Source organism: Peribacillus sp. NPDC096622 (assembly GCF_044762665.1).
GTDB lineage: Bacteria > Bacillota > Bacilli > Bacillales > DSM-1321 > Peribacillus > Peribacillus frigoritolerans_B.
Window position 1 is genome coordinate 418,619 of sequence record NZ_JBIWES010000004.1, and the last position, 25,982, is coordinate 444,600.

Here is a 25,982-nt window from a genome sequence, read left to right on the forward strand (position 1 = left end):
ACTTTATATTATAATTATGAGTTGATTTCCGAAATCCGCTCCCTTTCCGCCGACTGTCTGCCAAGCCTCATCAAAGCAAGCGTCTGTGGGATCTCGGCTAGCCAGTTTTTCGGCAGGAGTGTCGCGAATTTCTTCCCTTCAATGAGGGTTTCATCCATATAAAAAAGTAATACAAGTTTGTTTAATCGCCAGTCTGTATACAGACAATTTAGAAGAAAAGCGAGTTAGCCCAACAAAAAGCTGGCATCATATTGATGCCAGCTTTTTAAATAGTCTCAGCCATGTTCCTTGGCCTTTTTCCTTTTCTTCAAATGAAACACGATTGTAGTGCCGAAAATCAGTAAAATAAAGGTAAAAAAGATTGCAGGGGGGATTTCGATCCCTGCAACTGCGATCAACATTTTAATAGCAATGAATCCGATAAGGACATATGCGGCGGTTTCCAATTCTGGAACCTTATCTATCAATTTTAGAAATACCCCGGCCACTCCCCGCATCATCAAGACTCCAATCATTCCGCCTGTCAAAAGGACCCAGACTTTTTCACTCACCCCGAATGCGGCCAAGACACTATCGACGGAAAATGCTATATCCATCAATTCCACAGCCGCAACCGTTCCCCATAATGTACCAAACATACGGATCAAGATGCTATTTTTACTCATTCCTTGAATATCTTCATCAGCTTGTTTTTTTCTTTTATCCCTAAAGTATTTAAATGAGAGCCAACCAAGGTAGGCTGCTCCAATCACCTTCACCCACCAAAGCTTAATGAGGAAAACACCAATTCCAATCGCTATAAATCGAAAAGCATAAGCACCTAATAAACCGTAAAACAGTGCTTTTTTCCGTTGTTTTTCAGGAAGATGCCTTACCATTACAGCCAATACCAGTGCGTTGTCCGCTGATAGCAATCCTTCCATTAATACGAGCGTCCCGATCAAACCCCAGCTCACCGGGTCGGATAAAACCTCCACCCACATATGCCAGTCAAAAAATTGAGCATACGTTTGCATGATGTTATTTAACAACTCTGACATGATAAAGACTCCTCTGCTACTATAACAGCAAAATTAGAAAACCTTTTAAAATTACATTGTTCCCAGTTATGATATAAACTTACTTTAATTTTAAACACAAAATAAATACGTTGCATGACAACGTATCATTCGATGCTTATTAGAGTATCATTCCATTTCATCTTACTCTTACACTTAAATAAAATCAACGAAACCAACCGCTATGAGAGCCTTTGTTTACTCGTCCACTCTGGCGGCGTATTTTTATCCCAATAAATTTTCCCGATATTATAATGGGTGGCAAATGAATCATGATAGGTATGATAGTGAAAATCGAACCAATACCCTTCCTGCGGGGGATTTTCCTGCCTGACATGGAATCTGATGATATCCTTGCCGCTGTTTGAATCATAAATATGAAATATTTTCTCGGCCCTGCCCGCACTCGGCTGTTCAGTGATGGTTAATTGCTGTAATTTTTCATCTGGAAATTGTGCAGCCATTTCTGCAATGGCTTCTTCCATTTTTGGTAATATAGCCATTTTGAATTCATCGCCAATTTTAGGATTGATCTTTTCGCCAAATTTCATAAATGCATTTTCCTCTGCCTTATTCAGGATATCCGATAAAAACTCTTCCCGGTTGAATTCCTCTTCAAGTTCATTCGAATTCTGAGAAGGAAGATAAGCTAATCCCTCTTCTTCCACTAACCCTTTTTTAGTATCCTTTAGCGAATCGGCTTCCGCTAACCACGCCAGATCTGTAGGAGTAACAAGACCAAACGTTAAAACGGATACTAAAATGACGAGACTTTTCCTGAACCAAACCGCTGCTTTCAACTCACACTCCCCCTCCTTTTTTGTATTGTCTTTATATTTAGTATACTTTTATTTTTTGGTAATTACGAATATATAGTTACCCATGTTTTAAAAATCAAAAAAAGGATAAATACCTATATAAACTTTTATCAAGCCTAACTTTGTAAATAAAAATCAACAATTTTACATTTTAATGAAGGATTTTGACGATATTTGGAGAAATTAATTAGATTCAAGTCTTTTTAAGGAGGGGTCTTATATGGCTTCGACTGCCATGGTGGCTTTATGTCTTGTAACATTAGCATTTTTCGTATATTTATCATTTGCTGATTAAGAATAAATGAATACCTACGAAAAATCTCCTTGTCATTTTTCTACAATGACAAGGTTTTCTTTTCACTAAAAACATAAGCCTTCCTTTTGGCAGATAAAAGGACTGAATAATGGAGGAATCATTTTGGAAAACAACAAGGAAAACATAAAAGATAATGATTACAAAAGGGAAACTGCGAAAGGGAACGCCGGAATGGTCGTTACCGCTCATCCCGTAGCTACTTCCATAGGGGAAAAAATATTACGTGAAGGTGGAAATGCTGTCGATGCGGCCGTCGCGATCCAATTTGCCCTAAATGTTGTTGAACCAATGATGACTGGTATCGGCGGCAGTGGTTTTCTTATGGTATATAACGCAAAAGATAAGGAAACGAAAATATACGACGGCCATGTAAGGGCACCTAAAGCCGCTCATCGAGACATGTTTCTTGATGAAAAAGGGGAAGTCATCCCATTTAAAGAAAGATCTATCAAAGCAACAGCGGTTGGCATTCCTGGAATACTGAAAGCTATGGATGAAGCACTCGCCGAAAATGGCAGCAAGCCCTTAGCTGAACTTATCGAACCATCCATTGAATTTGCAGAAAAAGGAGTTCCCGTCAATTGGGTTCTATGCGATGCTCTTAAAAATTTTGAATACCGATTGGGCGATGAAGCGCGTAAGTTTTTCATCCCTAACGGAAAACCCTATCAGGATGGCGATTTGCTGATTAAAGAAAATTTGGCTAATACCTATCGGATTTTACAACGTGAAGGAATTTCCGCTTTTTATGAAGGTGAAATCGGAGAGGGCATCATTTCCTGTATACAGGAACTTGGAGGGTTCATGGAGCTTTCTGATTTAAAGGACTATAAAGCTACTATCGATGTACCAATGTATGGGACTTATAAGGATTATTTAATAGCTTCATCAAATGCCCCAAGTGCTGGCGGATTCACTGTCATCCAAATCCTGAAAATATTGGAAAGCTTCCATATAGAACAATATGACGTCCGTTCTTGGGAAAAATATTATTTAATAGCAGAAGCGATGCGTCTGGCATTTACAGATAAAAAAGCATTTCTCGCTGATCCAGAATTTGCCGAATTGCCATTAGCGGGTCTCATGCATGATGAGTATATAGCTAAACGCCGCTCATTCATTAATTTCAAAACAAGAAATAATGCCATTGACTTCGGAAACCCTTGGATTTATGATTCCGTGCAACAAAGGGAAGTCATTCCGCAACCTAATGAAGAAGATATCAGTGAAACGACACACTTCACTGTCCGTGACAGATGGGGCAATATCGCAGCATGCACTTCTACAGTGGAACATCCATTCGGATCAGGCATCATGGTTTCCGACTATGGTTTCATGTTGAATAACGAACTGACTGATTTCGATTCCATTCCAGGCGGCATGAATGAAGTGCAGCCCAATAAACGCCCAGTCAGCTGTAAAAGCCCGACCATCATCTTTAAAGACGGTGAGCCGATCTTGACGTTAGGTTCACCAGGAGGACCAACCATCATCAGTTCAGTCTTACAAACGATCATAAATGTACTCGATATGAAAATGGATTTGAAAGCAGCCATCGAAGAACCTAGAATTTTCACTCCGATGGGCCCTCATATTGAATGGGAGCCTGGAATGGATATGACTAGCAAAGGCCACTTGGAAGCAATGGGCTTCGCCTTTAATGAAGTTCCCCATTCCATAGGGAATGTCCAAGCGATTCAAATAAACCCCGATGGCTCGAACTATGGTGCTGCCGATTCAAGCCGAGAAGGCTGTGCCATGGGTCTGGACGAAACAGATTATAAATCGTGATCACTGGATGGAGATAAAGCCAAAATGGAATTTGGATGTTTTTCTTTTTATTACCTCAAATCCAAATTCCTCAAAGCGGGAGCTGCGGAAATGGTCTTTCAACACGACTCTCTTGCGCGCAACCCGCTTGGCTTCTTTCATTATTTCCACAGATAAATCCTTACCTTCCGCAAAATGAGTCAATCCCCTGATTCCATTCGATTCCTTAATCGTTTCTTCAAACATGGGATCGAAATATACGACATCAAAATGATTTTCCGGCAATGTTTTCAAAATTTCGTAATGATCACCTTGCCTGACCTCTATTCTTCTCATCGCAGAAATCATTTTTTCTTCTGCATCCTCCCATGTCTTCAATCCATGGTCCACGAGCAAGGCTAAATATTGATTTCCTTCCAACCCTACAACCTGCCCATATTCACCCACTGCGAAACTTGCGACAATCGCATCAGAGCCCAATCCCAAGGTACAATCAAGCACAGCGTTCCCTTCATTTATATCTCCGGCAATGAGAAATGGATCACTCTCTCCGCGCATTATTCTTTTTATACGGATCATCGCTAGGTTCGGGTGGAAAAAGAATGGTTCTTTTTCCTGGTATCTGTATAACTCCATCCGCTTTTTACCAAAAACAAGGCAATCTTCTTCATTCTGTTCCGTTTGGATCTCTACCACCGATCGTTTTCTTCTGGCTATAAAGGGGATTTGCAATTCTTCAGCTAACCTTTTGGCTAATATCATCGTTTCTTTATCGGCTCTTCCAACTGTTGTGACAAACATGATTCCTACCCCTTCATACTCTCTTAAATTTGAAAAGAATGCCCTGTTTCCAGGACATTCCGCTTCATTACTTATTTACTTGACTGAACGCTGCCAATAAATTTTCCATGATAGCTTCCATTGGCTGTCCTTCTATATCATGGCGTGGAATGAAATGTACGACCTCTTTGTCCTTTAAAAGAGCCATCGATGGTGAAGAGGGTTCTATTCCATCGAAGTATTCGCGCATTTTAGCTGTCGCTTCCTTATCTTGGCCGGCGAATACAGTTACCAAATGATCTGGCTTATTGTCTGCTTGCAGTACGGCTTGAGTAGCAGCTGGACGGGCTAACCCGGCAGCACATCCGCAAACTGAATTCACGACCACAAGTGTCGTACCTTCTACCGATTCCATGAAGTTTTCAACCGCTTCAGCGGATTCCAACTCATCAAAACCTGCCTGCACCAGTTCCGCGCGCATTGGTTTCACCATTTGTTTCATATATTCATCATATGCCATCGACATAAAAAAACCTCCTTGGTTACAATTCTTCAATTAGTATAATGATACTATATTCTTGAGTGTATATGCAAAAATGACGCTTAAAGATTTGTAAAATTTCATTGTTCTTCACAAAGAAACATGGTGACAGAATCCACTTTCATTCTGCCACCATGTTTTAGTCTTCCTTTTAACTTAAACTTTCATAACTCCGCCTGAGCTGGCATTCGTCACAAGTTTGGAATAACGTGCTAAATAGCCTGTCCTGACCTTTGACTCGAAGCCTTTCCAATTGGCTTTGCGCTTTTCGAATTCTTCATCGGAAATTTCCAATTGGATTTTACGATTATTCAAATCCAATTCGATGATATCTCCATCTTCAACAAAGGCAATCGGGCCTCCCTCAGCTGCTTCGGGGGATATATGTCCAATGCTGATGCCTCGAGATGCGCCTGAAAAGCGGCCATCAGTGATCAAACCGACTTTCGCTCCAAGTCCCCTCCCGACGATTTGGGAAGTGGGTGCCAACATTTCCGGCATACCCGGACCGCCTTTAGGTCCTTCGTAACGAATGACCACTACATCTCCTTCTTTAACCTTTCCAGTGATGATTCCGGAAAGTGCATCTTCCTGGGAATCGAAACAAATGGCAGGACCCCTGTGGTAGCCACCAACTGATGCGTCAACGGCCCCCACTTTTACGATGGAACCTTGAGGAGCAAGGTTTCCAAACAATACCGCAAGCCCGCCACGCTCAGAATGCGGATTATCTAACGGATGGATTACATCCTTGTCCAATATTTCACAACCGGCAACATTTTCGCGGAGCGTTTTACCTGAGACAGAAAGGCAATCTCCATTAAAAGCACCTGGTTTTTTGAGTAACTCATTAATGACGGCACTTACACCACCGGCATTATGTACATCTTCAATATGATAATCGGATGCCGGTGCAATTTTCGCTAGATGCGGTACGCGGTTAGCTATTTCATTTATGCGTTCCATCGGATATTCAAAACCTGCTTCGTGTGCCAATGCAAGTGTATGAAGAACGGTGTTTGTTGAACCGCCCATCGCCATATCCAAAGCAAATGCGTTATCAATTGCATCAATCGTCACGATATCACGGGGCTTGATATCCTGTTTGATTATCTCCATCAACTGTTTAGCGGATTTCTTAACGAATTCCTTACGTTCTTCGGCTACCGCCAAAATCGTTCCATTTCCCGGAAGCGCAAGCCCTAAGCCTTCAGCCAGGCAGTTCATGGAGTTTGCAGTGAACATTCCGGAACAAGAACCGCAAGTAGGACAGGCAACTTGCTCGATTTCCTGCAAATCTTCTTCATTGATATTACCTGCTTGATAAGCTCCCACCCCTTCAAAAACGGATGTTAATGAAAGAGATTTACCGTTTTTGTCTTTACCTGCTTTCATGGGTCCGCCGCTTACGAATATTGTTGGAATGTTGACACGAAGTGCTCCCATCATCATTCCCGGAGTTATCTTGTCACAGTTTGGGATGCAAACCATACCGTCAAACCAATGTGCCGATACAACAGTTTCCACGGAATCTGCGATGATTTCTCGGCTTGGCAAAGAATAGCGCATACCAATATGACCCATCGCAATTCCATCGTCTACCCCGATCGTATTAAATTCGAAAGGAACACCGCCTGCTTCGCGAATCGCTTCCTTCACTATTTTTCCAAATTCCTGAAGGTGGACATGACCTGGAACGATATCGATGTATGAATTACAAACCGCGATGAACGGTTTACCGAAATCTTCTTCTTTAACCCCTGCAGCCCGCAACAGACTTCTATGTGGAGCTCGATCGACCCCTTTTGTAATCATGTCACTTCTCATATTTGATGTAGACATTTGTTGTACCCCCAATTTCCACTAAATGTTTAATGATTCAGAATAATATAATTTTTAGTATACTCTAAAAATTCTAACATATTTATCTACAAATGCAACCATTCTACACTAAATATCTACAAAAATCATTTTACTAAAATAATAGAGATCAAATTTATATCCTAATATCTTCTGTATATGGAAAGTTAGCCATTTTGAATGGTTTGTAATTCGACCTAGAGGAACCAATGTCAGATGACTTGAAGATTCGCTTCAAAAATAAAAAGGCATGCGGATGATATAATCCGCATGCCTTTTGCCTTGGTCATTTCAAATCACTTGTCATTCGCTTGTCTTGATTCTGTCATTTGCTTCCAAACCGAACCTTTTGCTTCTTCCCCATTTTCTATACGGTCTATGGCCATCTTGACCTGAAGGGCCACTTCGAATTCAGGGTCCTGTTCCGCTTGCTTAAGATAAGGGAGGGTCGTTTCATTTCCCAGTTCGTATAAAAACATCGCCGCCCGCCATCTAACCAATTTATTTTTATCCGAAAGTGATCGAGACATTTCTCCCATCGCTTCTTCAAAGCCAAGATCTGATAAACAATCACCAGCCGTCCGTCTTACCGCTGCACTTTTATCTTTCAATGCTTTATACAAGCTCGGAAGCACTTTTCTATCTTCGATCATACCCAAGTAAACTACCGCGAGCCTTCGAATGGAGACCTTACTGTCGGAGAGTGCCATATCCAATACTGGAATATCATCAACCGTTGGATCTTCCATTTGTTCTAAAGCCTGATAACGCTTTTCCCAGCTTTCGTCATTCAGCATTTCTGCAGTCAATTTAATTTTTGGACGTTTCAAAATTGCTTCCTTCGTATCCACCGTTTCTTTTGCAGCTGCTACTAGCCGATTAATTCGATCTTCCGGATAAGCTGCAATCAGCTCATCCGATACTTCCCTCACGATATCTTCCATATCACCATATCTTACGCCATAATCCTTCCATTTTCGAAGCAGGACTACATTGTCATCTTCTTTTTGGGCAGCGGCAATGCCCTTTATGAAATAATCCGGTAAGGCAAAACGTTTTTCGTGCTGACTATCACTTGCTTTAATTTGCATCGGAATGCCCTTGAATTGTTGAATGGCAACAGTTACTTCACCGTAATGTTCATTTAATGCCGTTTGTTGATTTTGTTCCTCCGTTTTTTCCCCAAAGACCTGACGGATTTGGACCAGGATATCTTTCCAATCATATTTCGCATTTCGCTCAACGGCTAAGAAGTCCGCAACATGATAGACCCCTTTCACTCCCTCGATCGTAAATAAATCCCTTATCAGCTTGGGTGCTTGGTCAGCTTGATCTTTCTTATAATTATTGCTTTTACCAGCCAATAGCTCTTCAGTTAAATTGATTTTCATTGTATTCGGACTGGGTGTTGGTTCTATCGATTTAATTTTCAATGCATTTCTCTCCTTTTACAAGACGTTTCCATGTACTAGATATTATCACATCGGCAACAGATTCTCATGCAATTGAGATTGGCACAAAAAAGACTGATCCAAGTTTGCTCCCTTGGACCAGTCACCTCGCTCATTCTTCTTCCAATTTTTCCGCTAAATACGTCCATCTTTCCATCAAATGGTCTAATTTATCCGTTAGTTCCTTTTCTTCTTCAAGAAGCAGGCGGACTTTTTCAAAATCGCTTCCCGCTGCTGACATTTCTGATGTTATGTCTTTAAGGCGCAGCTCGGCCCGTTCCATGTTCCCTTCTATCTCTTCCCATTCCTTACTTTCCGCATAGGTCAGTTTTTTCTTTTTCTTTTCGGTCCGGTTCATCTGAGGTTCCGGTGCTTTTACTGGCTCGGCCTCTTCCGTCTTTTCTTCCAAGAATTCTGAATAAGAGCCATAATAGAAGTCAATGTCACCTTTATTCTTGAAAACAAGAAGCTGATGGCACGTTTTATCCAAGAAATACCTATCATGTGAAACAGTAATGACTACACCTGAAAACGTTTCTAAATAATCCTCCAGAACGGTCAAGGTTTGCGTGTCCAAATCATTCGTCGGTTCATCCAAAAGCAGGACATTAGGTGCCGACATCAATATGTTTAGGAGATATAATCGCCTTTTCTCCCCACCGGACAGCTTGCGAATTGGCGTCCCATGCGATCCCATTGGAAACAAGAACCTTTCAAGCATCTGTGCAGCCGATATGAAACTACCATCTTTAAGGGCGATTGAATCCGCCGTTTCCCGAATATACTCTATCATGCGCAAATTCTCATCCATATCGACGCTTTCTTGCGTATAGTACCCTATTTTCACGGTTTGCCCTTTTTCCAGGTTTCCTTCATCTATGGATTCCCGTCCTGCCAGGATATTTAACAAGGTTGACTTTCCACTGCCATTATTACCGACGATTCCAATTCGATCACCTGGTTTGAATAGGAAGGAAAAATGGTTGATGATGGTTCGATCACCGAAGGATTTAGAAACACCCTGCATTTCAAGTACCTTTTTCCCAAGACGGGCACCGCTTAATTCCATTTCCAGGTTCTCGGTTTTCTGCTTATCCTTTACACCTGATTCCAATGTTTCGAAGCGTTGGATCCTCGCCTTTTGTTTCGTTGTACGGGCCTTTGCACCTTTACGGATCCAGGCCAGTTCTTTTTTGAATAGACTTTCCTTTTTCGTTCTTTCAGCCGATTCATTCTCTTCACGAATGGCCTTTGATTCTAAATAATCCGCATAGTTTCCTTTGTATTCGAAAAGCTGCTTCTGGGCAATTTCCCAAATCTTATTGGACACACGATCAAGGAAATATCGATCATGGGTTACAAATAAAACGGACTTTTGATATTTCCCTAAATATTCTTCAAGCCAAGTGATGCTTTCAAAATCGAGATGGTTCGTAGGCTCGTCCAAAATAAGTAAATCAGGGGTCTCAATCAAGGTTTTTGCCAGGGCCGCACGTTTTTTTTGGCCGCCTGACAGTTCCCCCAATTTCCTTGAATGATCAGGAAGACCAAGCTTGGTCAATATCGTTCTGGCATTGGCACTTGTATCCCAGGCGCCAAGCGTGTCCATATCCTGTTGCTGTTTTAACAAACGGTCCTGTATCGCGCTATTCTGCGGATCTACCTGGAGTTGAACGAGCGTCTTTTCATACTCTTTAATCAACGAAAATACAGGAGTTGAACTTTCATACATATATTCCATGATCGTCAATTTCTCATCAAAATGCGGATCTTGGGATAGATAGGAAATCGTATAATCATTCGGATGATCCTTCGTTCCTAAATCACTGTCTTCCAACCCTGCGATGATATTCAATAATGTCGATTTGCCCGTGCCGTTTATCCCAACGATCCCGATTTTTTCCCCTTCGGTAATGGAAAAAGAGACATCTTTAAAAAGCAGCTTTTCCCCTTGGGTTTTCATTACATGTTCCATGCTAAAAACTTTCATAATCGTACATCCCATTCCTTATTAAATTCCTTTAAAAAGCCTACCATATATTCATGCCTTTCACTTGCAATCTTCTTTGCTGTACAAGTATTAAGCATATCTTGCAAGCGCAATAATTTTTCATGAAAGTGATGAATGGAAGAGCTTTTGCCATTCCTGTATTCCTTCTTGGTCATGTTTTCCCTTATTGGCAATGAAGGATCATACATAAGCTGTCCCTTTTTTCCGCCAAATGCAAATGTCCTGGCTATGCCAATGGCACCAATTGCATCCAAGCGGTCCGCATCCTGAACAATTTCAGCCTCGGTCGAAGGAAGCTCCAACTGCCCTGAACTATACGAAATTGTATTAATGATCTGTTTGATGGCCTCAACACTATCTATATCCAACTTTATTTCATCAAACCAAGCATCAAGCTTTTTCCAACCTCCATCGGCTTCCTGGTTTAATTTATCATCAGGGATATCATGAAGCAGAGCCGCCAATTCAATGATGAACTCATTTCCTTTTCGTTCTTCTTTTGCAATATGTAAAGCCAGCTTACGAACACGATCGATATGGAACCAATCATGGCCGCTGGCATCAGAATTCAATTGGTCATAAACATACTTCTCCGTTAACTCAATTATCGTTTGTTTCATCTCACCACTCCATGTCCTTTCTATTTTACCATGGTTCTCAATAATGGTGTGCTTTAATCTTCATTGAACCAACTGATACCAATCGTCTGTTCACCGGTATGCACCCCGATGGCACTCCCAAGTGGGGATACATGGGTCAACACATGAGGAAATTCTTCGGAAATCATCTTTTTCCATCTTTGTGCCTGCTCCGACACTGCGCCATATAATATGGTGCACTCTTTTACTTTTCCCGCTTCGACTGATCTGCGAAAATCAGTGAAGATCTGTTTTTCCGCTTTTTTAAGGTTCCGGGGTTTAGATTTAGTATGGAGCAAACCATTTTCGATTGAAATGATGGGTTTAAAGCTCAATAGGCTTCCTAGAATATACTGTGCGTTTGTTAACCTGCCGCTTCGATGCAGCTGATCTAAAGACCCTATTAATACATAGGTTTCATGGTTATCCGCATACATTCTCGTTTTGACGAAAGCCTCATTGATGGAATCGCCATTATCAATATAATGCATGAGCCGTTTCAAGATTAATAGCATTGGAAAGGAAATAAGTAAAGTATCAAAAACGTCAACAGGGATCGTAACCATTTGTGCAGCTTGCCTGCTCGCAGATACGGTCCCGCTCAATTCACTTGAAAGATGTACGGCTATGATTCGATCATAGCGTTTTTCAAGCTCCTTATATAACTCCTGGAATCTGCCGACCGAGGGCTGTGACGTTGTGGCGGTGATTTTTTCCTCACTCATTCGCCGGTATAATTCCTCCGGTAAAAGGTCGACACCATCTTCATATTCCTTCCCATCCATGATGACGACCATTGGAACGACATATACATGTTCATTCAATGATAATTCTTCATCTAAAGTTCCCGTACTATCTGTTACCCATGCAATTCGTTCCATGGTTTCCCCCCTCATTTGTTTTTTCTATTATATTCAATATCCCAACCATCTGTCCCCTTTTAAAAACGGATGCATTCAATAAATATCTTACCTCAAAAAAAGAGCCCAACAGAATCTTCCGTTGGACTCGATATCATACTTCATAATAATTTTTTTATATCTTCTTCCATTTCCAGAGGTTTTGTTTTAGGCGCAAACCGGCTGACGATATTTCCATTACGATCAATCAAGAACTTTGTAAAATTCCATTTTATCGATTTGGACCCCATCACTCCAGGCGCATTTTCAGTCAGATAGCTGAATAAGGGATGGGCTTCCTTTCCTTTGACATTCACTTTTGCAAACATCGGGAATGTTACACCATGATTCAATTTGCAGTATGAATCGATTTCAAGGTCATCACCAGGCTCCTGATTCAAAAACTGATTACACGGAAACCCAAGAACGACTACCCCATCCTCTTTATACTGCACATACAGACTTTGCAAATCATCATACTGTGGCGAAAAACCGCATTTGCTTGCGGTATTTACTATAATCATCACTTTCCCTTTATATTCCTCAAGCGAGATGGATTCGCCATTGATTTTTTTGACTTCAAATTCGTAAATGGACATGTATGATCTCTCCCTTTAGTATGATGATTCATTTTAACGTATTTAAAGGTAGGTTTACCAACTTTTATCCCTTTCCTATCATCCCGGAATCTTCACTGCTTGAATGGATTGAATCAAATACTCTACCATGTCTTCCAAATCATCCATTTGCTCTTCTCTTACAAGCCTTCCAAATGAAATTTTATATAAAGATGAAGTAATGGGTTGCATTTTTTTACTGATCGTTTCGCTGGTCGTCACTGATATGATTCTCTGATCTCCCCAAATTTTTTCCAGGTCGCTCAACAATTGTTCAACATTCACTTCATCAAGCTTTTTGGGAAAAGAAATGAATATATCGACCGTGCAGCCCGAATGCGTATCATCAATAGCTGCATCGAGTAACTCCGAACTTAGGTTCTGTAGGGAAGCGTGTAACTCGATGGCACCGCTAATCGAAATAGGCGCCATTGTTTTTTTCAATTCCATCTCGATCTTATATGATCTGGACATGGTTGAGAGATTCACGATATCATCACGGTTTATGACCAATATATCTCCAATGAAGTCACGATCGTAAACCGCTCCTTCCAAAACCACTTTCATGTTTTCAAATGCTGTAGGATCAAACAATCTCCAAACCCCTCTCCAACTTAAAAGTTCATGTATTCATGATCTTCCCATTTTACCATTCCCAGGCCACTTCCTTCGGGAATTACAAGAATTTATTAAAATAGCTTTTCTATTCAATAATTTTCTATATAATTAAAATATTATGATTTTTGAAGAAGGAGGCTAATCATGCCAATCAGAATTCCGGAACAACTGCCAGCAAGGGAAATTTTAGAACAGGAAAATATCTTCGTAATGGATGAGGAAAGAGCGACCAATCAGGAAATCCGTCCATTGAATATATTAATTTTAAACCTAATGCCAGAGAAAGAAAAAACGGAGGCACAGCTACTGCGTTTTCTTGGCAATACTCCCATTCAAGTAAATATATCATTCCTGCGCTTGAGCACGCATGAATCAAAAAACACAAGTAAATTTCATTTGGATCAATTTTACAAATCATTCAATGAAATTCGCACGAAGAAATATGACGGCATGATCATTACAGGTGCTCCAGTAGAAAAGCTGGAATTTTCAGACGTTAATTATTGGGAAGAACTGCAGAATATCATGAACTGGTCAAGCGAAAATGTCACATCCACCCTACATATCTGTTGGGGGGCACAAGCTGCCCTGTACCATCATTATGGAATAGGCAAATACGAACTTCCAGAGAAATGCTTCGGCGTATACACCCATGAGGTCCTTGAACCGAATGAAAATCTAGTCCGCGGATTCGATGATTATTTTATGGCCCCACATTCACGCTACACGGATATTGACTATCAAAAATTAGTTAACCATCCTGAATTGAAGGTTCTTGCACAGTCCGATCAAGCTGGGGTATTGATCGCTGCTTCGGTTGATGGAAAAAGAATTATGGTTACCGGCCATTTCGAGTATGATGCAGATACCCTAGGGGAAGAATACAGGCGCGATAGGGAGCGTGGGATCAATACGCAACTCCCTGAAAATTACTTTCCTGATGACGATCCTTCCATGATGCCTCTTCACCGCTGGAAAAGCCATTGCAGCCTGATGTTCTCGAATTGGCTGAACTATTATGTCTACCAATCAACCCCTTATGAGTGGGATTGAAAGGGTAAGAAAAAGAAGCTTTCACTTTGAAGTGAATCGCTTTTTATCGCAGACACATCCGAGTATCATAGGAAACAACCTGAGTTCTGACTCAGGTTGTTTGTTTCATGATTCCTTATTACCGAAATATACCTCTTCAAAAGGCTGGACGACCACAAATCCATGACCTTCGAATTTCATTTGAACGGATTCGCCGCTTCCCCTTCCAAAAAACGACTTCAATGAAACATCCGTTACGAATTCAGGCTGCAATTCCCCTGACCAAGCTACTGTGGCATTCGGGTCCGTATAGACCGGATTCCCCGGTTCCACCATTAAAGTAAGCGGCTCATAATGGGAAGTGAATGCGACCATGCCTCTCCCCTCAAGCCTTACGTTGAACAATCCCCCCGCCAATAACCCGGCAATGCGCCGCATCATTTTTATATCCCATTGAATCCCCGGCTCAAATGCGAGTAAGTCATTACCGTTAACACAGATCGATTCACCATTTAATTGCAAAATTGAAATCTTCTTCCCTTGATCCGCGACGTATAACTTGCCGCTTCCGGTGGCTTTCATCAAGGATGCACCCTCACCGGTTAAGGCTTTTTTAAAGAGTTTACCAAGACCATGCTCCAATATACCTTCCCGCTCGAATTTAATGTCGCCGCGATAAGATACCATCGTCCCCATTTTCGCCCAGATCTGCTTTTCCAAATTAATTTCCAGAATTCGTTCCGTTTCAAGTTCGAATAAACCTTGCCCTTTATCCTGCTGTTTCGTCTTTTCAACGAATTGATCGATTTGATACTTCTCCATCACTGCCCCACCTCTTTTTGAAGGAGGAAGAGCCACATGAACGATACAGCTTGCTTTAATTCCTTTGAAAAATGTTCCAGCTTTGTATAGTCCACCCCTCTTTTTGCAACGCCGGTATCAGCCACTGCCTTCCATCCCGTTTCTAAAGCCATTTTTTCAAATTCCCACGGCTGCATGGTATTCATGATGACTTCATCTCCTAATAACCGATGGAAACTGAATTTTTTTCGCGGCTCAGCTGTTGGACCGAGTATTCCAAAACAGACATAACCTCCTGGCTTTATTACGCGTTGAATTTCCTTCATCACCGTTAATGGTTCACCCGTATATTCCAAAGAATTTATGACCATTGCCGCATCCATTTCTTCATCTTCGAATGGAAGATTATAAAAATCCCCTTGAAGGAAAGAAAGTCCTGGTTGTTGAGCGGTTTTCCCCTTTGCAAATTCAATCATCACATTGGATAAATCAACTCCGGTTACTTCAAATCCCGCTTCGGCCAATTTCAAAGAACCAACTCCATCTCCACAGCCTATGTCAGCCACCTTCACTCCCGAAGGCACATATTCAGAAAAGAAAGGAATGATGTTTTTCCGGCTCCCCGTTTCCCACATTTCTTGTGAATTCTTCACCCACATTGGTGCAAAAACATCCCATTCCTTTTTCGACTCTTTATGCCATGTATGTAAATTCATCAGGAATTCCCCCTCCCCTTTTAACCCCTAACTAAATAATAACCTGAGAAAATTTCTCCCGAATCATAATACCAGGGCTTCTTTATAGCTATTCTGCTCATAATCAAAAAATCCTCTTTTAAAACGTCGCTCCCTTTTAACCTTATTTGTAAAACGAACAATGACCGGTTCAAGAAAACGGATGTTTTTCAAAAACATAAAAAAAACTGCCAGCGGCAGCTTATTTTGAATTTTCTTCATTTCTTTTTTGTATCTTTCGTAAATCCTCGACACGGTCAGGAGATTCTTCAAAGAATTCAACCAGGTCTCCAATCCTATCGATGGCATTCCAACTAAGGTGGTGTTCAATCCCCTCTACATCCTGGTAAATATTTTCTTCCTTGACCCCAATCAACCTTAGCATCTGCTCTAAAAGTTCATGACGGTATACGAGCCTTTTACCAACTTTTTTCCCATTTGCAGTTAAAACGAGACCCCGGTACTTTTCATATATCAAATATTTTTCCTGATCAAGTTTTTGAACCATTTTTGTAACAGAAGATGGGTGGACGGAAAGATTTTCGGCAATATCGGAAACTCTTGCATATCCTTTTTCTTCAATAAGTAAATAAATTTGTTCTATGTAATCCTCCATGCTCGGTGTAGGCATTCGGAATCCTCCCATTCAAACGCATATCTAAAAATTTTACTATATAAACGACCCCGAAACAAGAAGATATAAGTCTCAGGGCGCCTTTAATGACGTTTCTTCTCAAGTTTGCTTGACGTTTTGTTCTGTTGGGAATGTAAAACTGATCTTTTTTTCAGCATCGGACCAAGATAAAATGGCATCAAAGGTCTTTTCCCCTTTCTTAAAACCGCTTATCAAATCCGTTTCGCCGCTTGCCAACAGCTTTTTTATATTTGCTTGACTAATTTTCTTATTAAGGATTTTTTTGGAGATAGTGAAGTTACACTTTGTTTTTTGATAACTTACACATCCATAGAATTCCCCTTTATCGACAATCTTTGAACCGCATAGTTTACAGCTGCCCACAGATGCGGAACTTCTCTTTTTAGAGCCGCTCCGTTGAATCGACTCGGTGTCCAGCCCTTGAAAATCCCAGCTTTCCGATGATTCCACTGCATCGCTGATGATTTTTGCTGACATCCTTTTAACAGCTTCCATAAAGCCTCCAGCTGAAGCCTTACCTTCACCGATTTCCCTTAAGCGCTGTTCCCATTTGGCTGTCATCTCGGGTGAAGCAAGGATTTTCTCCCCAATCGCAGTAATCAGCACTTTCCCTTTGTCTGTCGCAAACACCTGGTTCTTTTTGACATTGATGTATTTACGGTCTTTGAGCATGGTAATGATGCCAGCCCGAGTTGCTTCGGTTCCGAGACCCTCGGTTTTCATCAGCACTTTTTCTAACTCTTCATTATCCAGATGCTTTCCGGCAGTTTTCATCAAAGTGATCAGCTGACCTTCTGTATAACGCTTAGGAGGCTGGGTTTTTCCTTCTTTCACCTTTATGTTTGCGACCTTTCCAGTATCCCCTTTGGAAACGGACGGCAAAATGATATCATCATCATCCTTTTCATTATTTTGGAAAATCACTTTGCGCCATCCCTCTTGAATCTGCTGCTTACCTTTAGAAATGAATTCTGCCCGCTTATCGACAAGCGTTTTAATGGTGGTGTAATCGAAAATGGCTTTCTCATAATGGGCCGCAATCAACCGGCGGACCACCAAGTCATATATATTCCGTTCTTCAGCAGAAAGCCGCTTTGGGTCGGTTACCTGCTCCGTCGGAATAATGGCATAGTGATCAGTCACCTTCTTTTCATTTACAAACCGTTTATTATTCATGATGTTAGGTTGTGGCAAAGGAAACAGTGATTCATATTCTGAAAATCCGCTTAGTTTTTGCAAAATATCTGGAAATGTTTCGGCTTCCCCTTCCGTCACATAATTGGAATCTGAACGCGGGTAAGAAACGATCCCTTTTTGATATAAACTTTGAACTATATCAAGCGTCTGTTTCGGTGAATATTTATAAATCTTGTTAACTGTCGCTTGCAATGACGATAGATTAAATAACAAAGGCGGCTGAAATTCTTTCCTTTCAGTATCCATTTCAGCTATTTCAGCTTCCTTCCCCTTGCAAAAGGCGGCAATTTTATCAGCCATTTCTTTTGTCTTGATTCTCGGGTCATTGTTCTGCTGCCATTTTCCCTGATATTTCTTTCCATCCATCTTGAAGTCAGCGAACACTTCCCAGAACGGTTCAGACTTGAATTGCTCAATTTCCATTTCCCGCTTCACAATCAAGGCGAGAGTCGGTGTCTGAACCCGTCCAGCTGAAAACACATCCGAAACGCCCCTTTGTTTCAATAAAATACTATACGCCCTCGACGCATTCATACCCACAACCCAGTCCGCGCAAGCTCTCGTATACGCTTCATAATAAAGCGGCCTGGTTTTTTCCTCGCTCTTCAGATTTTGGAATCCCTCATAAATCGCCTTTGGGGTCAAAGAGGAAATCCATAACCGTTTCATCGGTTTATTGACATTGCATAAGTTAACGATGTTGCGTACAATCAATTCTCCTTCACGCCCGGCATCACCTGCATGAATGATTTCATCGACTTCCGGTTTCCTAAGCAAAGTCTTCACAACATTGAATTGCTTTGCCTTTTGTCTGGTCACTTCATATTGAAATTTCTCAGGAATCATCGGCAACGTTTCCATCGACCATTTTTTCCATTTTGAATGATAAGTTTCTGGCGAAACGAGTTGACATAAATGCCCGACGGCCCAAGTTACATAAGCTCCATCGGGAAAAAGTTCATTCGGCATGATTTCTATATAGCCTTGCTGTTTCTTCGTTTTAAATTGAGCCGCTAGCGTTGAACCTTGATCTGGTTTCTCCGCAATGATTAGCTTCATGATCATCTTCACCTAATCCGTTACAAAATATCTTTCCCCTATCATTATACCTTAATTATCACAATCGGCTAGATATGACTTCGTTTTTACTGGAAACATGAAATGATTGCTTATTTCAGGCTGATGATGAAACCTGTCTTAAAGATTAATAGGCAAAAAGAGATTGGCTAATGGTTCGTCAGCATAGATTAGAAGGAATTGAGCTATATACAAAAACAACAAGTACAATGTTGAATGTTCCTTTTCTTGCCTTCCTTTTGTAAGACGAAAATGAAGAAATTAAATTTTTTGATATTATTAATACAAAAGCTAAAGGAATTGGATCATCATTAAAGAAATTTGAAAAGAAACAACGATAACCTTAACTGGATTGCAACACAGCTAATTATTGAACCTAACAGCCCCTTGTATAATAAAGGAACGTTAATTGTCAAAAGAACTAAAGAAAAGCATATTAAAATGTATATAACTTTCTTTTGTTATTAATTAAAAATACAAAGATTAGCCGAATTACCTAAGGAAAAAATACTTAATATAACTCTTACTTATTTTAATTGTATAAAAGAGTTGTTACCTGTTGAATGTAGTGATTATAAGCAATATAGACTAACTCATATAGTCTGTTTAAATGCTTTTGCTATAGCCGTCCTATTAAGATATTTGATTGGTCTAGTGAAGGAACATTGAAATATCTAAAAGGTGCTAGTGGTTCTGAAACTCTTAGCTGAAGACATCATGTCATCTGTAGAAAAATGATTCTTGAATTCCCCAGTTTCAAATATTAAAATGGCCGAAAAATCAAATTGATTTTCGGCCATTCTTATACCTTATTATTTGGAGGGAACTTTCCAGCTCAGTTCATGTATGTATTGTGTTAAAGTCATCTGTTAAAAAAAGCATCAACTGTAGCTTTGAAAAAAAAGATTGTTCAAAAGGTCCTCCTGACCCCTCATATTAGCGTAAATAAATACAATCCATTTTGAAAAGAGATTGATCAATAAGGGTTCATTTCTAGTGATTTAGTATACAGTTTTTATAAAATAGTTAGTGTCATTATAGAACTAAACCAGCTAATAGGATGTCAATATCTTTCTTTTATATTAAAGAATTAAAAATAGTCGGTTCAAGCGATTGTTATGATTATAGAAAACACTCAGAATGGTATTTAAACAGCGTAAAAGAGACTGGCTCCCTTTTAAAAAAGATATTCGAAAGTAAAATAACCAAACAAGAAATATGCCGATGTTTTGAGGAATTGAGTGAAGGGAGAATTAATCCCTTGAAAATCTTGATTGAATATTAATAGACTTACAACATAGTTCGACTACACAACGCTAATTGAAATAAACTGTCCCTTTAGTTAAGAAAAAAAGCCACCAAATGGCAGCTCCGACACTCCACTAACGCACCCGTTAGCCATCCATGAATCGCCAAAATCGGCATTTCACCACAAAGAATGAAAATGGTTAGGAAGTGTCAATACTGATACTTAATCCAGTCATCCCTAATCTATAGACTAATTAATTAACGTTCTCCTCTTTTTTAAAACGATTGAGCAGGGTCTTCTTAAGTATTGTCATTTTTCATTTTTAAAGAAATTTATTTTCTTGGTATTTTAAGTGCAACCCTTCACATTCTAATTTTTTTGTTATCACAAAGAAAAAAATTGACACATTACTGTTTATGAAAGCATACTGTTATTAACAGTAACTTGTTACCGAAAAAATTTTTCACATTAAAATTAGGAGGTTATATATTTCATGAAACATACAGGGAGACATACAGGTGCATTTCTATTGCTGTTTTTAACAGAGGGAGATAACTATGGAGGGAAACTTCTGAAAAAATGTGAGGAAGAGCTTCCCATCAATCCAATTGATAGTGCCATATTATATCGCACACTAAAAAAATTAGAGGAAGAAGGCGCTGTTGAGTCTTATCTGGATACATCTGATCGAGATAAACCGATAAGGATGTACAAAATCACTACAGTTGGAAGAAGAAAATTAGAAGATTTTCAAATAGATATTGAAGAAAAAATTAAAAATTTAGAGTTTTTTCAAGAGAAATATAAAGAATGGAAGGCTCAAAATAATGATTAATGGAATTATTCTATATACTATAGCCATTATTTATTTAGGTATTTCTTTTACAAAAGATAAATATAAAACAAAGGCGGCCTTATTAAGTTCATGGAAAATGTTTCACAATGTTTTACCGGATTTATTAGCTATTATGCTTTTTGTTGGGCTCGCATTATCTTTATTGACGCCGTCCCTTATTTCTTCAATTATTGGCGAAAATTCTGGCTTACTAGGCATCATTTATTCAACACTCATTGGCTCAATTGCTTTAGTTCCAAGCTTTATCGTCTTTCCTCTCGGACATACATTAGTTCAAAATGGTGCTGCTCTTCCACAAGTAGCGGTATTAATGTCGACATTAATGTCTGTAGGACTTACAACTTTATCTATGGAACAAAAAACTTTTGGACGAAGTTTTGCTTATGCACGAAATATTTCTGCCATAATAATGTCTCTTCTATTTGCTTTGATTATTTGGGTGGTGATGACATGAAAAAACTAAAAAGATATCGGTTCTTTTTCATTTTATTATTAGGGCTTCTTCTTATTGCATTTATGAATCAAGCTATCGCTATGACAACAGTTCAATTAACTGGTAAAAGTATTTTGGATATGTTATTCCTACTTCCTCCTATATTTATATTAGTGGGATTATTGGATCAATGGGTAAAGAAAGAGTCACTCATTCGATATATGGGTGAAAAATCAGGTATATACGGTGTCTTCTTCACCTTATTATTAGCAACAGTAGCTGCGGGCCCTCTTTATATAGCCTTTCCAATTGCAGTACTTTTATTGAAAAAAGGAGCCAGTGTCCGCTATATAGTGTTTTTCTTAGGAGCTTGGTCAACAGTGAAATTGCCAGTTCTAGTATATGAATTCACTTCATTTGGTCCTAAATTTACACTTATTCACATTTGTTTTGGCCTCGTGTTTTACTATTTAACAGGAATTCTTTTTGAAAAAATTTATGGTCAACAAAAGTTGTTAAAGGCTGATATAACTAAGGAGATATAGATTCTAATCAATAAGTCTTTGAGCCCCTCAATCCCAGATTCTTATGTAGCTGTAGCTTTTTTAATTTATAATATTCCATTAGGAGCCGGACTTTTTATTGAAAAACACTAGGGAAATAAGTTGAAAATATCTCGAGATTATTCACTTGTCGCTGCTGGACTTGGTTCTAGAATTGTTCATGAATACCATCATTTTTTGTTAACCCTTCACTTACAACGGACTACTTTATGAAGCAAAAGATTAGAGGATGCAGTATGTACTGTATCCCCTTTTTAATTCCCTTATTAAATTAACCTGCCCCTTTAGTTCCATAAAAGGCTGCCTCAGCAACCTGCCTTATTGTAGAGTTGACGCAAACTGTGCAACAGCATAAAGGATAAAATAAAAAAATGACCTTATCGTGGTCCCAAAGATTGGTTTAAGAATTCTTTAATTTCAAAAATAGATATACCAGATTCTTTAGCTAAAAGAATTAAATGTAGCCACTCAATATTTAAATCAATATTTGATTCAACCTCATTAATTAAATTGATAATTTTATACCTCCTTAATAAACTGAGAATGATATATCTAATTATACATTTTTCTAACGATGTTTTAACGACAATTCTCTGCGCGTTTCTTTCAGTTTACAACTAATTACCTGCAACAACTTACAATTTGTTATTGATATCTACAATGCCGAACTCGGCTGTATAGAACCTCCACCAACAGCGATTCAAATCGTTTATGTAAATAAAGCTGGTAATGATGCGACTGCTGACGGTAGTGAATGTTTTCCATTCTTGACAGTTACTGCAGCAATGGCATCTTCTCAGATGCTTCTCCAATTAAACGCTATGCTATTTCTATTGGACCTGGTAATTATACAGAACCATTAATTCATCTAAAGGCAAACGTTCAATTGGTTGGAACGAGTACTTTGTTAACTCGCTTAAATATCCCATTTGATTTTAATGATCCTTCATGGTTTGGCGATCTTAACGTTGAAAACGTTCAGGATTTGCAGATCTGTCTTTATTGACCGGACCACTTAATTTTGACTTTTCGGTAAATCCTGTCACCCCTGTCATTTTAGCTATCTCATTTACACTTAATCCATTAGAGTCTCTTTCCTGATACAGCTTCAAAGCCTTTTTAACGTCCTTCTCGTCATGCCCTTTCCACCCTTATGTTTTCCCTGTGCCTTAGCACATTCCCTGCCTTCTGCCGTTCTATCCTTAATTAGATCACGTTCAAACTCAGAAATAGTCCCAAGCATGGTAAACATTAGCTTTCCTGATGGTACACTACCGTTTTATGGATAATTTTCACCACTCAAATTCAGGATTTCCCGACCACAAAAACCCTTAGCTTTATCCTCTTTATGGAGGAAGCTAAGGGTATACTTTATATAACAACTATTTTAAAACTGAGATGGAATCAACATTTACCTCCGTAGAAGTTTTACGGGCAACAGGATCTGCCTGACCAGTCCATTCAATAGATAATACGTGCTTACCTGCAGTTAGTCCTGTTTTACTGAAGATTTCTTCTTTATACTTAGGAGTAGCAGCATGCAAGCTATAATTTGCTGATTTTCCGTCCAATGTCACTTTTACAATTCCTTGTTTGTCATTTTTTATAGCTTTATAGGATATTCCTGTACCATTAAACACAATTTTCACAGTTGTACCGGTTTGGTTTGTACTTGTGTATGAGCTTGCCGACGCACTTCCATCGGATATTTTATTCCATGTTCCTTCATATCCAAAATATTTACTCGTATTTTCATATGTTCCTGCTCCAATGCCTTCTGTAACAGAAAGAGTGTATTTTCCAGCTCCACTAAAAGCGTGGGCATTCAAATAATATGTGCCTGTTTTAGGAGCTGTAAAAGTAAAGGACTCCTTGGATGAATTTGTAATTTCTGAATGTGCTACAATGCCGTTGCTCGAATTTACAGTCTTTGTAGTGTCGTTATATAAATATAAATCAAAATCCGTCCCGGAATCACCAGTTAGTGTAGCCTTCACCTTTTCCCCTTTTAATAGTTTAATAGAATATACATCATTTTTATCTTTACTTGCATCAAGTGAAGTACTGATACTTCCTCCTTTCCAAGTAATACCTGGAATATCAGAATCCACCTCGAAATTAACTGCTTTCCCTGCATTCACAAGTCCTCCCGTAACAACTTTTCCTGTTAATGAAGACAGCTTCGTAGTGGTTCTCAAGATAGCATCCTTGATTTGAACGGGAGTATATGATGAATGTGCGCTTTTTACTAACGCTGCTACTCCTGTAACATGCGGGGTAGCCATGGATGTTCCATCAAGATATTCATAAGCCTTAGAATAGTCGCCTTCCACACTTGGGGTTGTACTTAAAATACCTTCACCAGGAGCAGCGACATCTACGCTTTTTGCACCGTAGTTAGAAAAATATGAAAGATTTCCTGTATTGTTAATAGAAGCTACAGAAAGAATATTAGGCAAATCATAAGCAGCAGGATACGCTGGACTTGTATCCGAGTTCTCTGCAGAGTTACCTGCCGCAGCTATAAATAAGGTACCTGAGTTTTTAATAGCATCCTTTAATGCTTGTGAATGTTCTCCTCCACCCCATGAGTTATTCAAAATCTTTACACCTTTTGCCTTAGCATATTCAATGGCAACAATCGCATCAGATTCGTACCCTCCATATGGTCCTAGAAACTTGAGAGGCATAATTTTCACATTTGGAGCAATACCGGTAACTCCAATTTTATTTGCTTTTGCAGCTATTGTTCCTGCAACATGAGTTCCGTGGAAGTCTTCCTCTCCTCGAATGAACAATTTATTATTTTTATCATAAAAATTCCAGCCGTTTACATCGTCTATATATCCATTTTTATCATTATCGATTCCATCGTTAGGAATTTCTTCAGTGTTTACCCAAATTTTATCTTTTAATTCTGGGTGATTAATTTCGATTCCTGTATCAATCACTCCAATAACAAGAGAGGAACTGCCCTTTGTATTAGCCCATGCTGCTTCCGCACTTATATCAATACCTTTTTTACCAACTTGCCCTAATATTTCCTGTCCAGTATTTTTAAGTCCCCATAGTTCGTTATATAGGGGATCTGTAACTGCTGTCGGTTGATATACATAGTTTGGCTCTACATACTCAACATTAGAAGAAGCGTTAAGTTCTTTTAACACATCTGCCATCTTTTTATTTTTGGAAAATTTCATTACATGTGTTCCTTCTTTATTCAATTCTTTTGCATTTGTTAAACCTAAAGTAGTGCTCAGGGATCCTAGACTTTTTATGGAGTAATTCTTTTTAAATTTTACGATAACCTCATTTTCTTTATACTTCTTTGGTTTGTTATTATTAAAATAAGTAAGGATTTCCCTTTTTTTAACTTCGCTACTATCTACTTTTATAATCTCCTCTTGTATGTTTCCTTCTACCTTTTTCTCATGTTTAACAACTTGAGGAGTATTCGGAGAAGTGGCAGCAAATGTTGTTGTCCCCCCAAATAATAATCCTACAGCTCCGCATATACCTATTATCTTTTTTGGTATTCTCATTCTCTAATCTCCCTCAGTTTTTTTTTTTGCATGATAATAATTTGTTAAGAACAAAAACCTCCAATATCCATTTATTAGATATTTAATTCTCTCGCCAAAAAAGGATCAAATTCAGTGTTTTTCAAATAGAGAACAACTATTTTTTTCCTTTTCTGATGTTTTTTAACAACTACCCACTAGTTTAATAGATGTGAATTAAATATTCAAGTGTTCATTTAGAAAAAAATGTATATTAATAAGGTGAATGAATAAATAGAAAGGGCATGTTTTGAAAAAAGATGAATCAAAACATGCCCTTATAATATTAAATTGGATTATTCTTATAAAAAAATCATTTTTTTGTGTTCCTTAATCAACTAACGCACCCGATACTTGAATTAGAAATTTAATTAGCTTTTCTTGGTCTTCTTAAAAAATAAATAACCTAAAACACCTAAAATTAATGCTATACCTCCGAAAACAATAA

22 protein-coding genes and 2 pseudogenes are annotated in these 25,982 nt (G+C 39.1%); 6 read left to right on the top strand and 18 right to left on the bottom strand.

Annotated elements, in window-relative coordinates:
- Nucleotides 1-275 precede the first annotated feature (275 nt).
- Together ACIQYG_RS10915 and ACIQYG_RS10920 are read right to left on the bottom strand one after the other, a co-directional pair.
- A complete protein-coding gene (locus tag ACIQYG_RS10915; protein WP_402837843.1) occupies nucleotides 276-1,040 on the bottom strand; it encodes a TerC family protein in 765 nt (254 codons plus the stop codon).
- A gap of 200 nt (nucleotides 1,041-1,240) precedes the next feature.
- Nucleotides 1,241-1,858 carry a YpjP family protein gene (locus ACIQYG_RS10920; protein ID WP_402837845.1) on the bottom strand — a complete coding sequence of 206 codons (618 nt, stop codon included), beginning with the start codon at nucleotides 1,856-1,858 and terminating at the stop codon, nucleotides 1,241-1,243.
- 436 nt (nucleotides 1,859-2,294) lie between these two features.
- Between ACIQYG_RS10920 and ggt the strand changes: the two genes are divergently transcribed.
- Nucleotides 2,295-3,983 carry a gamma-glutamyltransferase gene (gene ggt, locus ACIQYG_RS10925; protein WP_402837847.1) on the top strand — a complete coding sequence of 563 codons (1,689 nt, stop codon included), beginning with the start codon at nucleotides 2,295-2,297 and terminating at the stop codon, nucleotides 3,981-3,983.
- Here the strand turns inward: ggt and ACIQYG_RS10930 are convergent, their stop codons facing one another.
- The 9 genes from ACIQYG_RS10930 to ACIQYG_RS10970 form a co-directional block, all read right to left on the bottom strand.
- Nucleotides 3,984-4,763 carry a class I SAM-dependent methyltransferase gene (locus tag ACIQYG_RS10930; RefSeq protein ID WP_402837849.1) on the bottom strand — a complete coding sequence of 260 codons (780 nt, stop codon included), beginning with the start codon at nucleotides 4,761-4,763 and terminating at the stop codon, nucleotides 3,984-3,986.
- 67 nt (nucleotides 4,764-4,830) lie between these two features.
- A complete protein-coding gene (locus tag ACIQYG_RS10935) occupies nucleotides 4,831-5,268 on the bottom strand; it encodes a BrxA/BrxB family bacilliredoxin (RefSeq protein ID WP_402837851.1) in 438 nt (145 codons plus the stop codon).
- Nucleotides 5,269-5,439: 171 nt separating this feature from the next.
- Nucleotides 5,440-7,110: a dihydroxy-acid dehydratase gene (gene ilvD / locus ACIQYG_RS10940; RefSeq protein ID WP_034311212.1), complete on the bottom strand. Its 1,671-nt coding sequence runs from the start codon at nucleotides 7,108-7,110 to the stop codon at nucleotides 5,440-5,442.
- A 329-nt stretch (nucleotides 7,111-7,439) separates the two neighbouring features.
- A complete protein-coding gene (locus tag ACIQYG_RS10945; RefSeq protein ID WP_402837852.1) occupies nucleotides 7,440-8,576 on the bottom strand; it encodes a conserved virulence factor C family protein in 1,137 nt (378 codons plus the stop codon).
- Between the two features lie 130 nt (nucleotides 8,577-8,706).
- Nucleotides 8,707-10,584: an ABC-F family ATP-binding cassette domain-containing protein gene (locus ACIQYG_RS10950; RefSeq protein ID WP_402837854.1), complete on the bottom strand. Its 1,878-nt coding sequence runs from the start codon at nucleotides 10,582-10,584 to the stop codon at nucleotides 8,707-8,709.
- Nucleotides 10,581-11,225, bottom strand: a complete 645-nt coding sequence (locus ACIQYG_RS10955; protein ID WP_402837856.1) for an HD domain-containing protein — start codon at nucleotides 11,223-11,225, stop codon at nucleotides 10,581-10,583. Before ACIQYG_RS10955 ends, ACIQYG_RS10950 begins: the two co-directional genes overlap by 4 nt.
- Nucleotides 11,226-11,278: 53 nt before the next feature.
- A complete protein-coding gene (locus ACIQYG_RS10960) occupies nucleotides 11,279-12,124 on the bottom strand; it encodes a DegV family protein (protein ID WP_402837858.1) in 846 nt (281 codons plus the stop codon).
- A 140-nt stretch (nucleotides 12,125-12,264) separates the two neighbouring features.
- Nucleotides 12,265-12,741: a glutathione peroxidase gene (locus tag ACIQYG_RS10965; protein WP_402837860.1), complete on the bottom strand. Its 477-nt coding sequence runs from the start codon at nucleotides 12,739-12,741 to the stop codon at nucleotides 12,265-12,267.
- Nucleotides 12,742-12,819: 78 nt separating this feature from the next.
- Nucleotides 12,820-13,353 carry a hypothetical protein gene (locus ACIQYG_RS10970; RefSeq protein WP_402837862.1) on the bottom strand — a complete coding sequence of 178 codons (534 nt, stop codon included), beginning with the start codon at nucleotides 13,351-13,353 and terminating at the stop codon, nucleotides 12,820-12,822.
- A 168-nt stretch (nucleotides 13,354-13,521) separates the two neighbouring features.
- Here ACIQYG_RS10970 and metA point away from each other — a divergent pair, with 168 nt between their 5' ends.
- Nucleotides 13,522-14,430, top strand: coding sequence for a homoserine O-acetyltransferase MetA (gene metA, locus ACIQYG_RS10975; RefSeq protein ID WP_402837864.1), 909 nt, complete (start codon nucleotides 13,522-13,524; stop codon nucleotides 14,428-14,430).
- A gap of 105 nt (nucleotides 14,431-14,535) precedes the next feature.
- On the opposite strand, the gene ACIQYG_RS10980 is transcribed toward metA, so the two are convergent.
- The 4 genes from ACIQYG_RS10980 to ACIQYG_RS10995 all read right to left on the bottom strand — a co-directional run bounded on the left by ACIQYG_RS10980 (nucleotide 14,536) and on the right by ACIQYG_RS10995 (nucleotide 18,855).
- Entirely contained in the window at nucleotides 14,536-15,231 is a 696-nt protein-coding gene (locus ACIQYG_RS10980) for an AIM24 family protein (RefSeq protein ID WP_402837866.1), read from the bottom strand.
- Nucleotides 15,231-15,926: a class I SAM-dependent methyltransferase gene (locus tag ACIQYG_RS10985; protein WP_402837868.1), complete on the bottom strand. Its 696-nt coding sequence runs from the start codon at nucleotides 15,924-15,926 to the stop codon at nucleotides 15,231-15,233. The genes ACIQYG_RS10980 and ACIQYG_RS10985 overlap by 1 nt, the downstream gene beginning before the upstream one ends.
- A gap of 220 nt (nucleotides 15,927-16,146) precedes the next feature.
- Nucleotides 16,147-16,575 (bottom strand): transcriptional regulator MntR, encoded by a 429-nt coding sequence (mntR, locus tag ACIQYG_RS10990; RefSeq protein WP_048687667.1) that lies wholly within the window; start codon nucleotides 16,573-16,575, stop codon nucleotides 16,147-16,149.
- A 102-nt stretch (nucleotides 16,576-16,677) separates the two neighbouring features.
- Complete coding sequence (locus ACIQYG_RS10995) at nucleotides 16,678-18,855, bottom strand: DNA topoisomerase III (protein ID WP_402837870.1); 2,178 nt, start codon at nucleotides 18,853-18,855, stop codon at nucleotides 16,678-16,680.
- Between the two features lie 1,760 nt (nucleotides 18,856-20,615).
- Here ACIQYG_RS10995 and ACIQYG_RS11000 point away from each other — a divergent pair.
- Genes ACIQYG_RS11000 through ACIQYG_RS11010 form a run of 3 tightly spaced genes read left to right on the top strand, consistent with a single transcriptional unit; the run spans nucleotide 20,616 to nucleotide 21,956 of the window.
- Complete coding sequence (locus tag ACIQYG_RS11000) at nucleotides 20,616-20,957, top strand: PadR family transcriptional regulator (RefSeq protein WP_402837872.1); 342 nt, start codon at nucleotides 20,616-20,618, stop codon at nucleotides 20,955-20,957.
- Nucleotides 20,950-21,432, top strand: a complete 483-nt coding sequence (locus tag ACIQYG_RS11005) for a hypothetical protein (RefSeq protein WP_402837874.1) — start codon at nucleotides 20,950-20,952, stop codon at nucleotides 21,430-21,432. The genes ACIQYG_RS11000 and ACIQYG_RS11005 overlap by 8 nt, the downstream gene beginning before the upstream one ends.
- On the top strand, nucleotides 21,429-21,956 hold the full coding sequence (locus ACIQYG_RS11010) for a permease (RefSeq protein WP_402837876.1): 528 nt from the start codon (nucleotides 21,429-21,431) through the stop codon (nucleotides 21,954-21,956). The genes ACIQYG_RS11005 and ACIQYG_RS11010 overlap by 4 nt, the downstream gene beginning before the upstream one ends.
- A 395-nt stretch (nucleotides 21,957-22,351) precedes the next feature.
- Here the strand turns inward: ACIQYG_RS11010 and ACIQYG_RS11015 are convergent, their stop codons facing one another.
- Complete coding sequence (locus tag ACIQYG_RS11015) at nucleotides 22,352-22,564, bottom strand: anti-repressor SinI family protein (protein WP_402837934.1); 213 nt, start codon at nucleotides 22,562-22,564, stop codon at nucleotides 22,352-22,354.
- 81 nt (nucleotides 22,565-22,645) lie between these two features.
- Between ACIQYG_RS11015 and ACIQYG_RS11020 the strand changes: the two are divergent.
- Nucleotides 22,646-23,054, top strand: a pseudogene (locus ACIQYG_RS11020) (hypothetical protein); the annotation flags it as partial.
- On the opposite strand, the pseudogene ACIQYG_RS11025 reads toward ACIQYG_RS11020, so the two are convergent.
- Nucleotides 22,994-23,247 (bottom strand): annotated as a pseudogene (locus tag ACIQYG_RS11025) (recombinase family protein); the annotation flags it as partial. The pseudogenes ACIQYG_RS11020 and ACIQYG_RS11025 overlap by 61 nt on opposite strands.
- Before the next feature lie 109 nt (nucleotides 23,248-23,356).
- Nucleotides 23,357-25,516, bottom strand: a complete 2,160-nt coding sequence (locus tag ACIQYG_RS11030; RefSeq protein WP_402837877.1) for a S8 family serine peptidase — start codon at nucleotides 25,514-25,516, stop codon at nucleotides 23,357-23,359.
- Nucleotides 25,517-25,982: the final 466 nt, after the last annotated feature.

Excerpts from the sequence above, each read along its gene's own strand:
- ACIQYG_RS10915 (WP_402837843.1), bottom strand. The coding sequence starts at position 1,040 with ATGTCAGAGTTGTTAAATAACATCATGCAAACGTATGCTCAATTTTTT.
- ACIQYG_RS10930 (WP_402837849.1), bottom strand. The coding sequence starts at position 4,763 with ATGTTTGTCACAACAGTTGGAAGAGCCGATAAAGAAACGATGATATTA.
- ACIQYG_RS10935 (WP_402837851.1), bottom strand. The coding sequence starts at position 5,268 with ATGTCGATGGCATATGATGAATATATGAAACAAATGGTGAAACCAATG.
- ilvD (WP_034311212.1), bottom strand. The coding sequence starts at position 7,110 with ATGAGAAGTGACATGATTACAAAAGGGGTCGATCGAGCTCCACATAGA.
- ACIQYG_RS10950 (WP_402837854.1), bottom strand. The coding sequence starts at position 10,584 with ATGAAAGTTTTTAGCATGGAACATGTAATGAAAACCCAAGGGGAAAAG.
- ACIQYG_RS10955 (WP_402837856.1), bottom strand. The coding sequence starts at position 11,225 with ATGAAACAAACGATAATTGAGTTAACGGAGAAGTATGTTTATGACCAA.
- ACIQYG_RS10960 (WP_402837858.1), bottom strand. The coding sequence starts at position 12,124 with ATGGAACGAATTGCATGGGTAACAGATAGTACGGGAACTTTAGATGAA.
- ACIQYG_RS10965 (WP_402837860.1), bottom strand. The coding sequence starts at position 12,741 with ATGTCCATTTACGAATTTGAAGTCAAAAAAATCAATGGCGAATCCATC.
- metA (WP_402837864.1), top strand. The coding sequence starts at position 13,522 with ATGCCAATCAGAATTCCGGAACAACTGCCAGCAAGGGAAATTTTAGAA.
- ACIQYG_RS10980 (WP_402837866.1), bottom strand. The coding sequence starts at position 15,231 with ATGGAGAAGTATCAAATCGATCAATTCGTTGAAAAGACGAAACAGCAG.
- ACIQYG_RS10985 (WP_402837868.1), bottom strand. The coding sequence starts at position 15,926 with ATGAATTTACATACATGGCATAAAGAGTCGAAAAAGGAATGGGATGTT.
- mntR (WP_048687667.1), bottom strand. The coding sequence starts at position 16,575 with ATGCCTACACCGAGCATGGAGGATTACATAGAACAAATTTATTTACTT.
- ACIQYG_RS10995 (WP_402837870.1), bottom strand. The coding sequence starts at position 18,855 with ATGAAGCTAATCATTGCGGAGAAACCAGATCAAGGTTCAACGCTAGCG.
- ACIQYG_RS11000 (WP_402837872.1), top strand. The coding sequence starts at position 20,616 with ATGAAACATACAGGGAGACATACAGGTGCATTTCTATTGCTGTTTTTA.
- ACIQYG_RS11005 (WP_402837874.1), top strand. The coding sequence starts at position 20,950 with ATGATTAATGGAATTATTCTATATACTATAGCCATTATTTATTTAGGT.
- ACIQYG_RS11010 (WP_402837876.1), top strand. The coding sequence starts at position 21,429 with ATGAAAAAACTAAAAAGATATCGGTTCTTTTTCATTTTATTATTAGGG.
- ACIQYG_RS11030 (WP_402837877.1), bottom strand. The coding sequence starts at position 25,516 with ATGAGAATACCAAAAAAGATAATAGGTATATGCGGAGCTGTAGGATTA.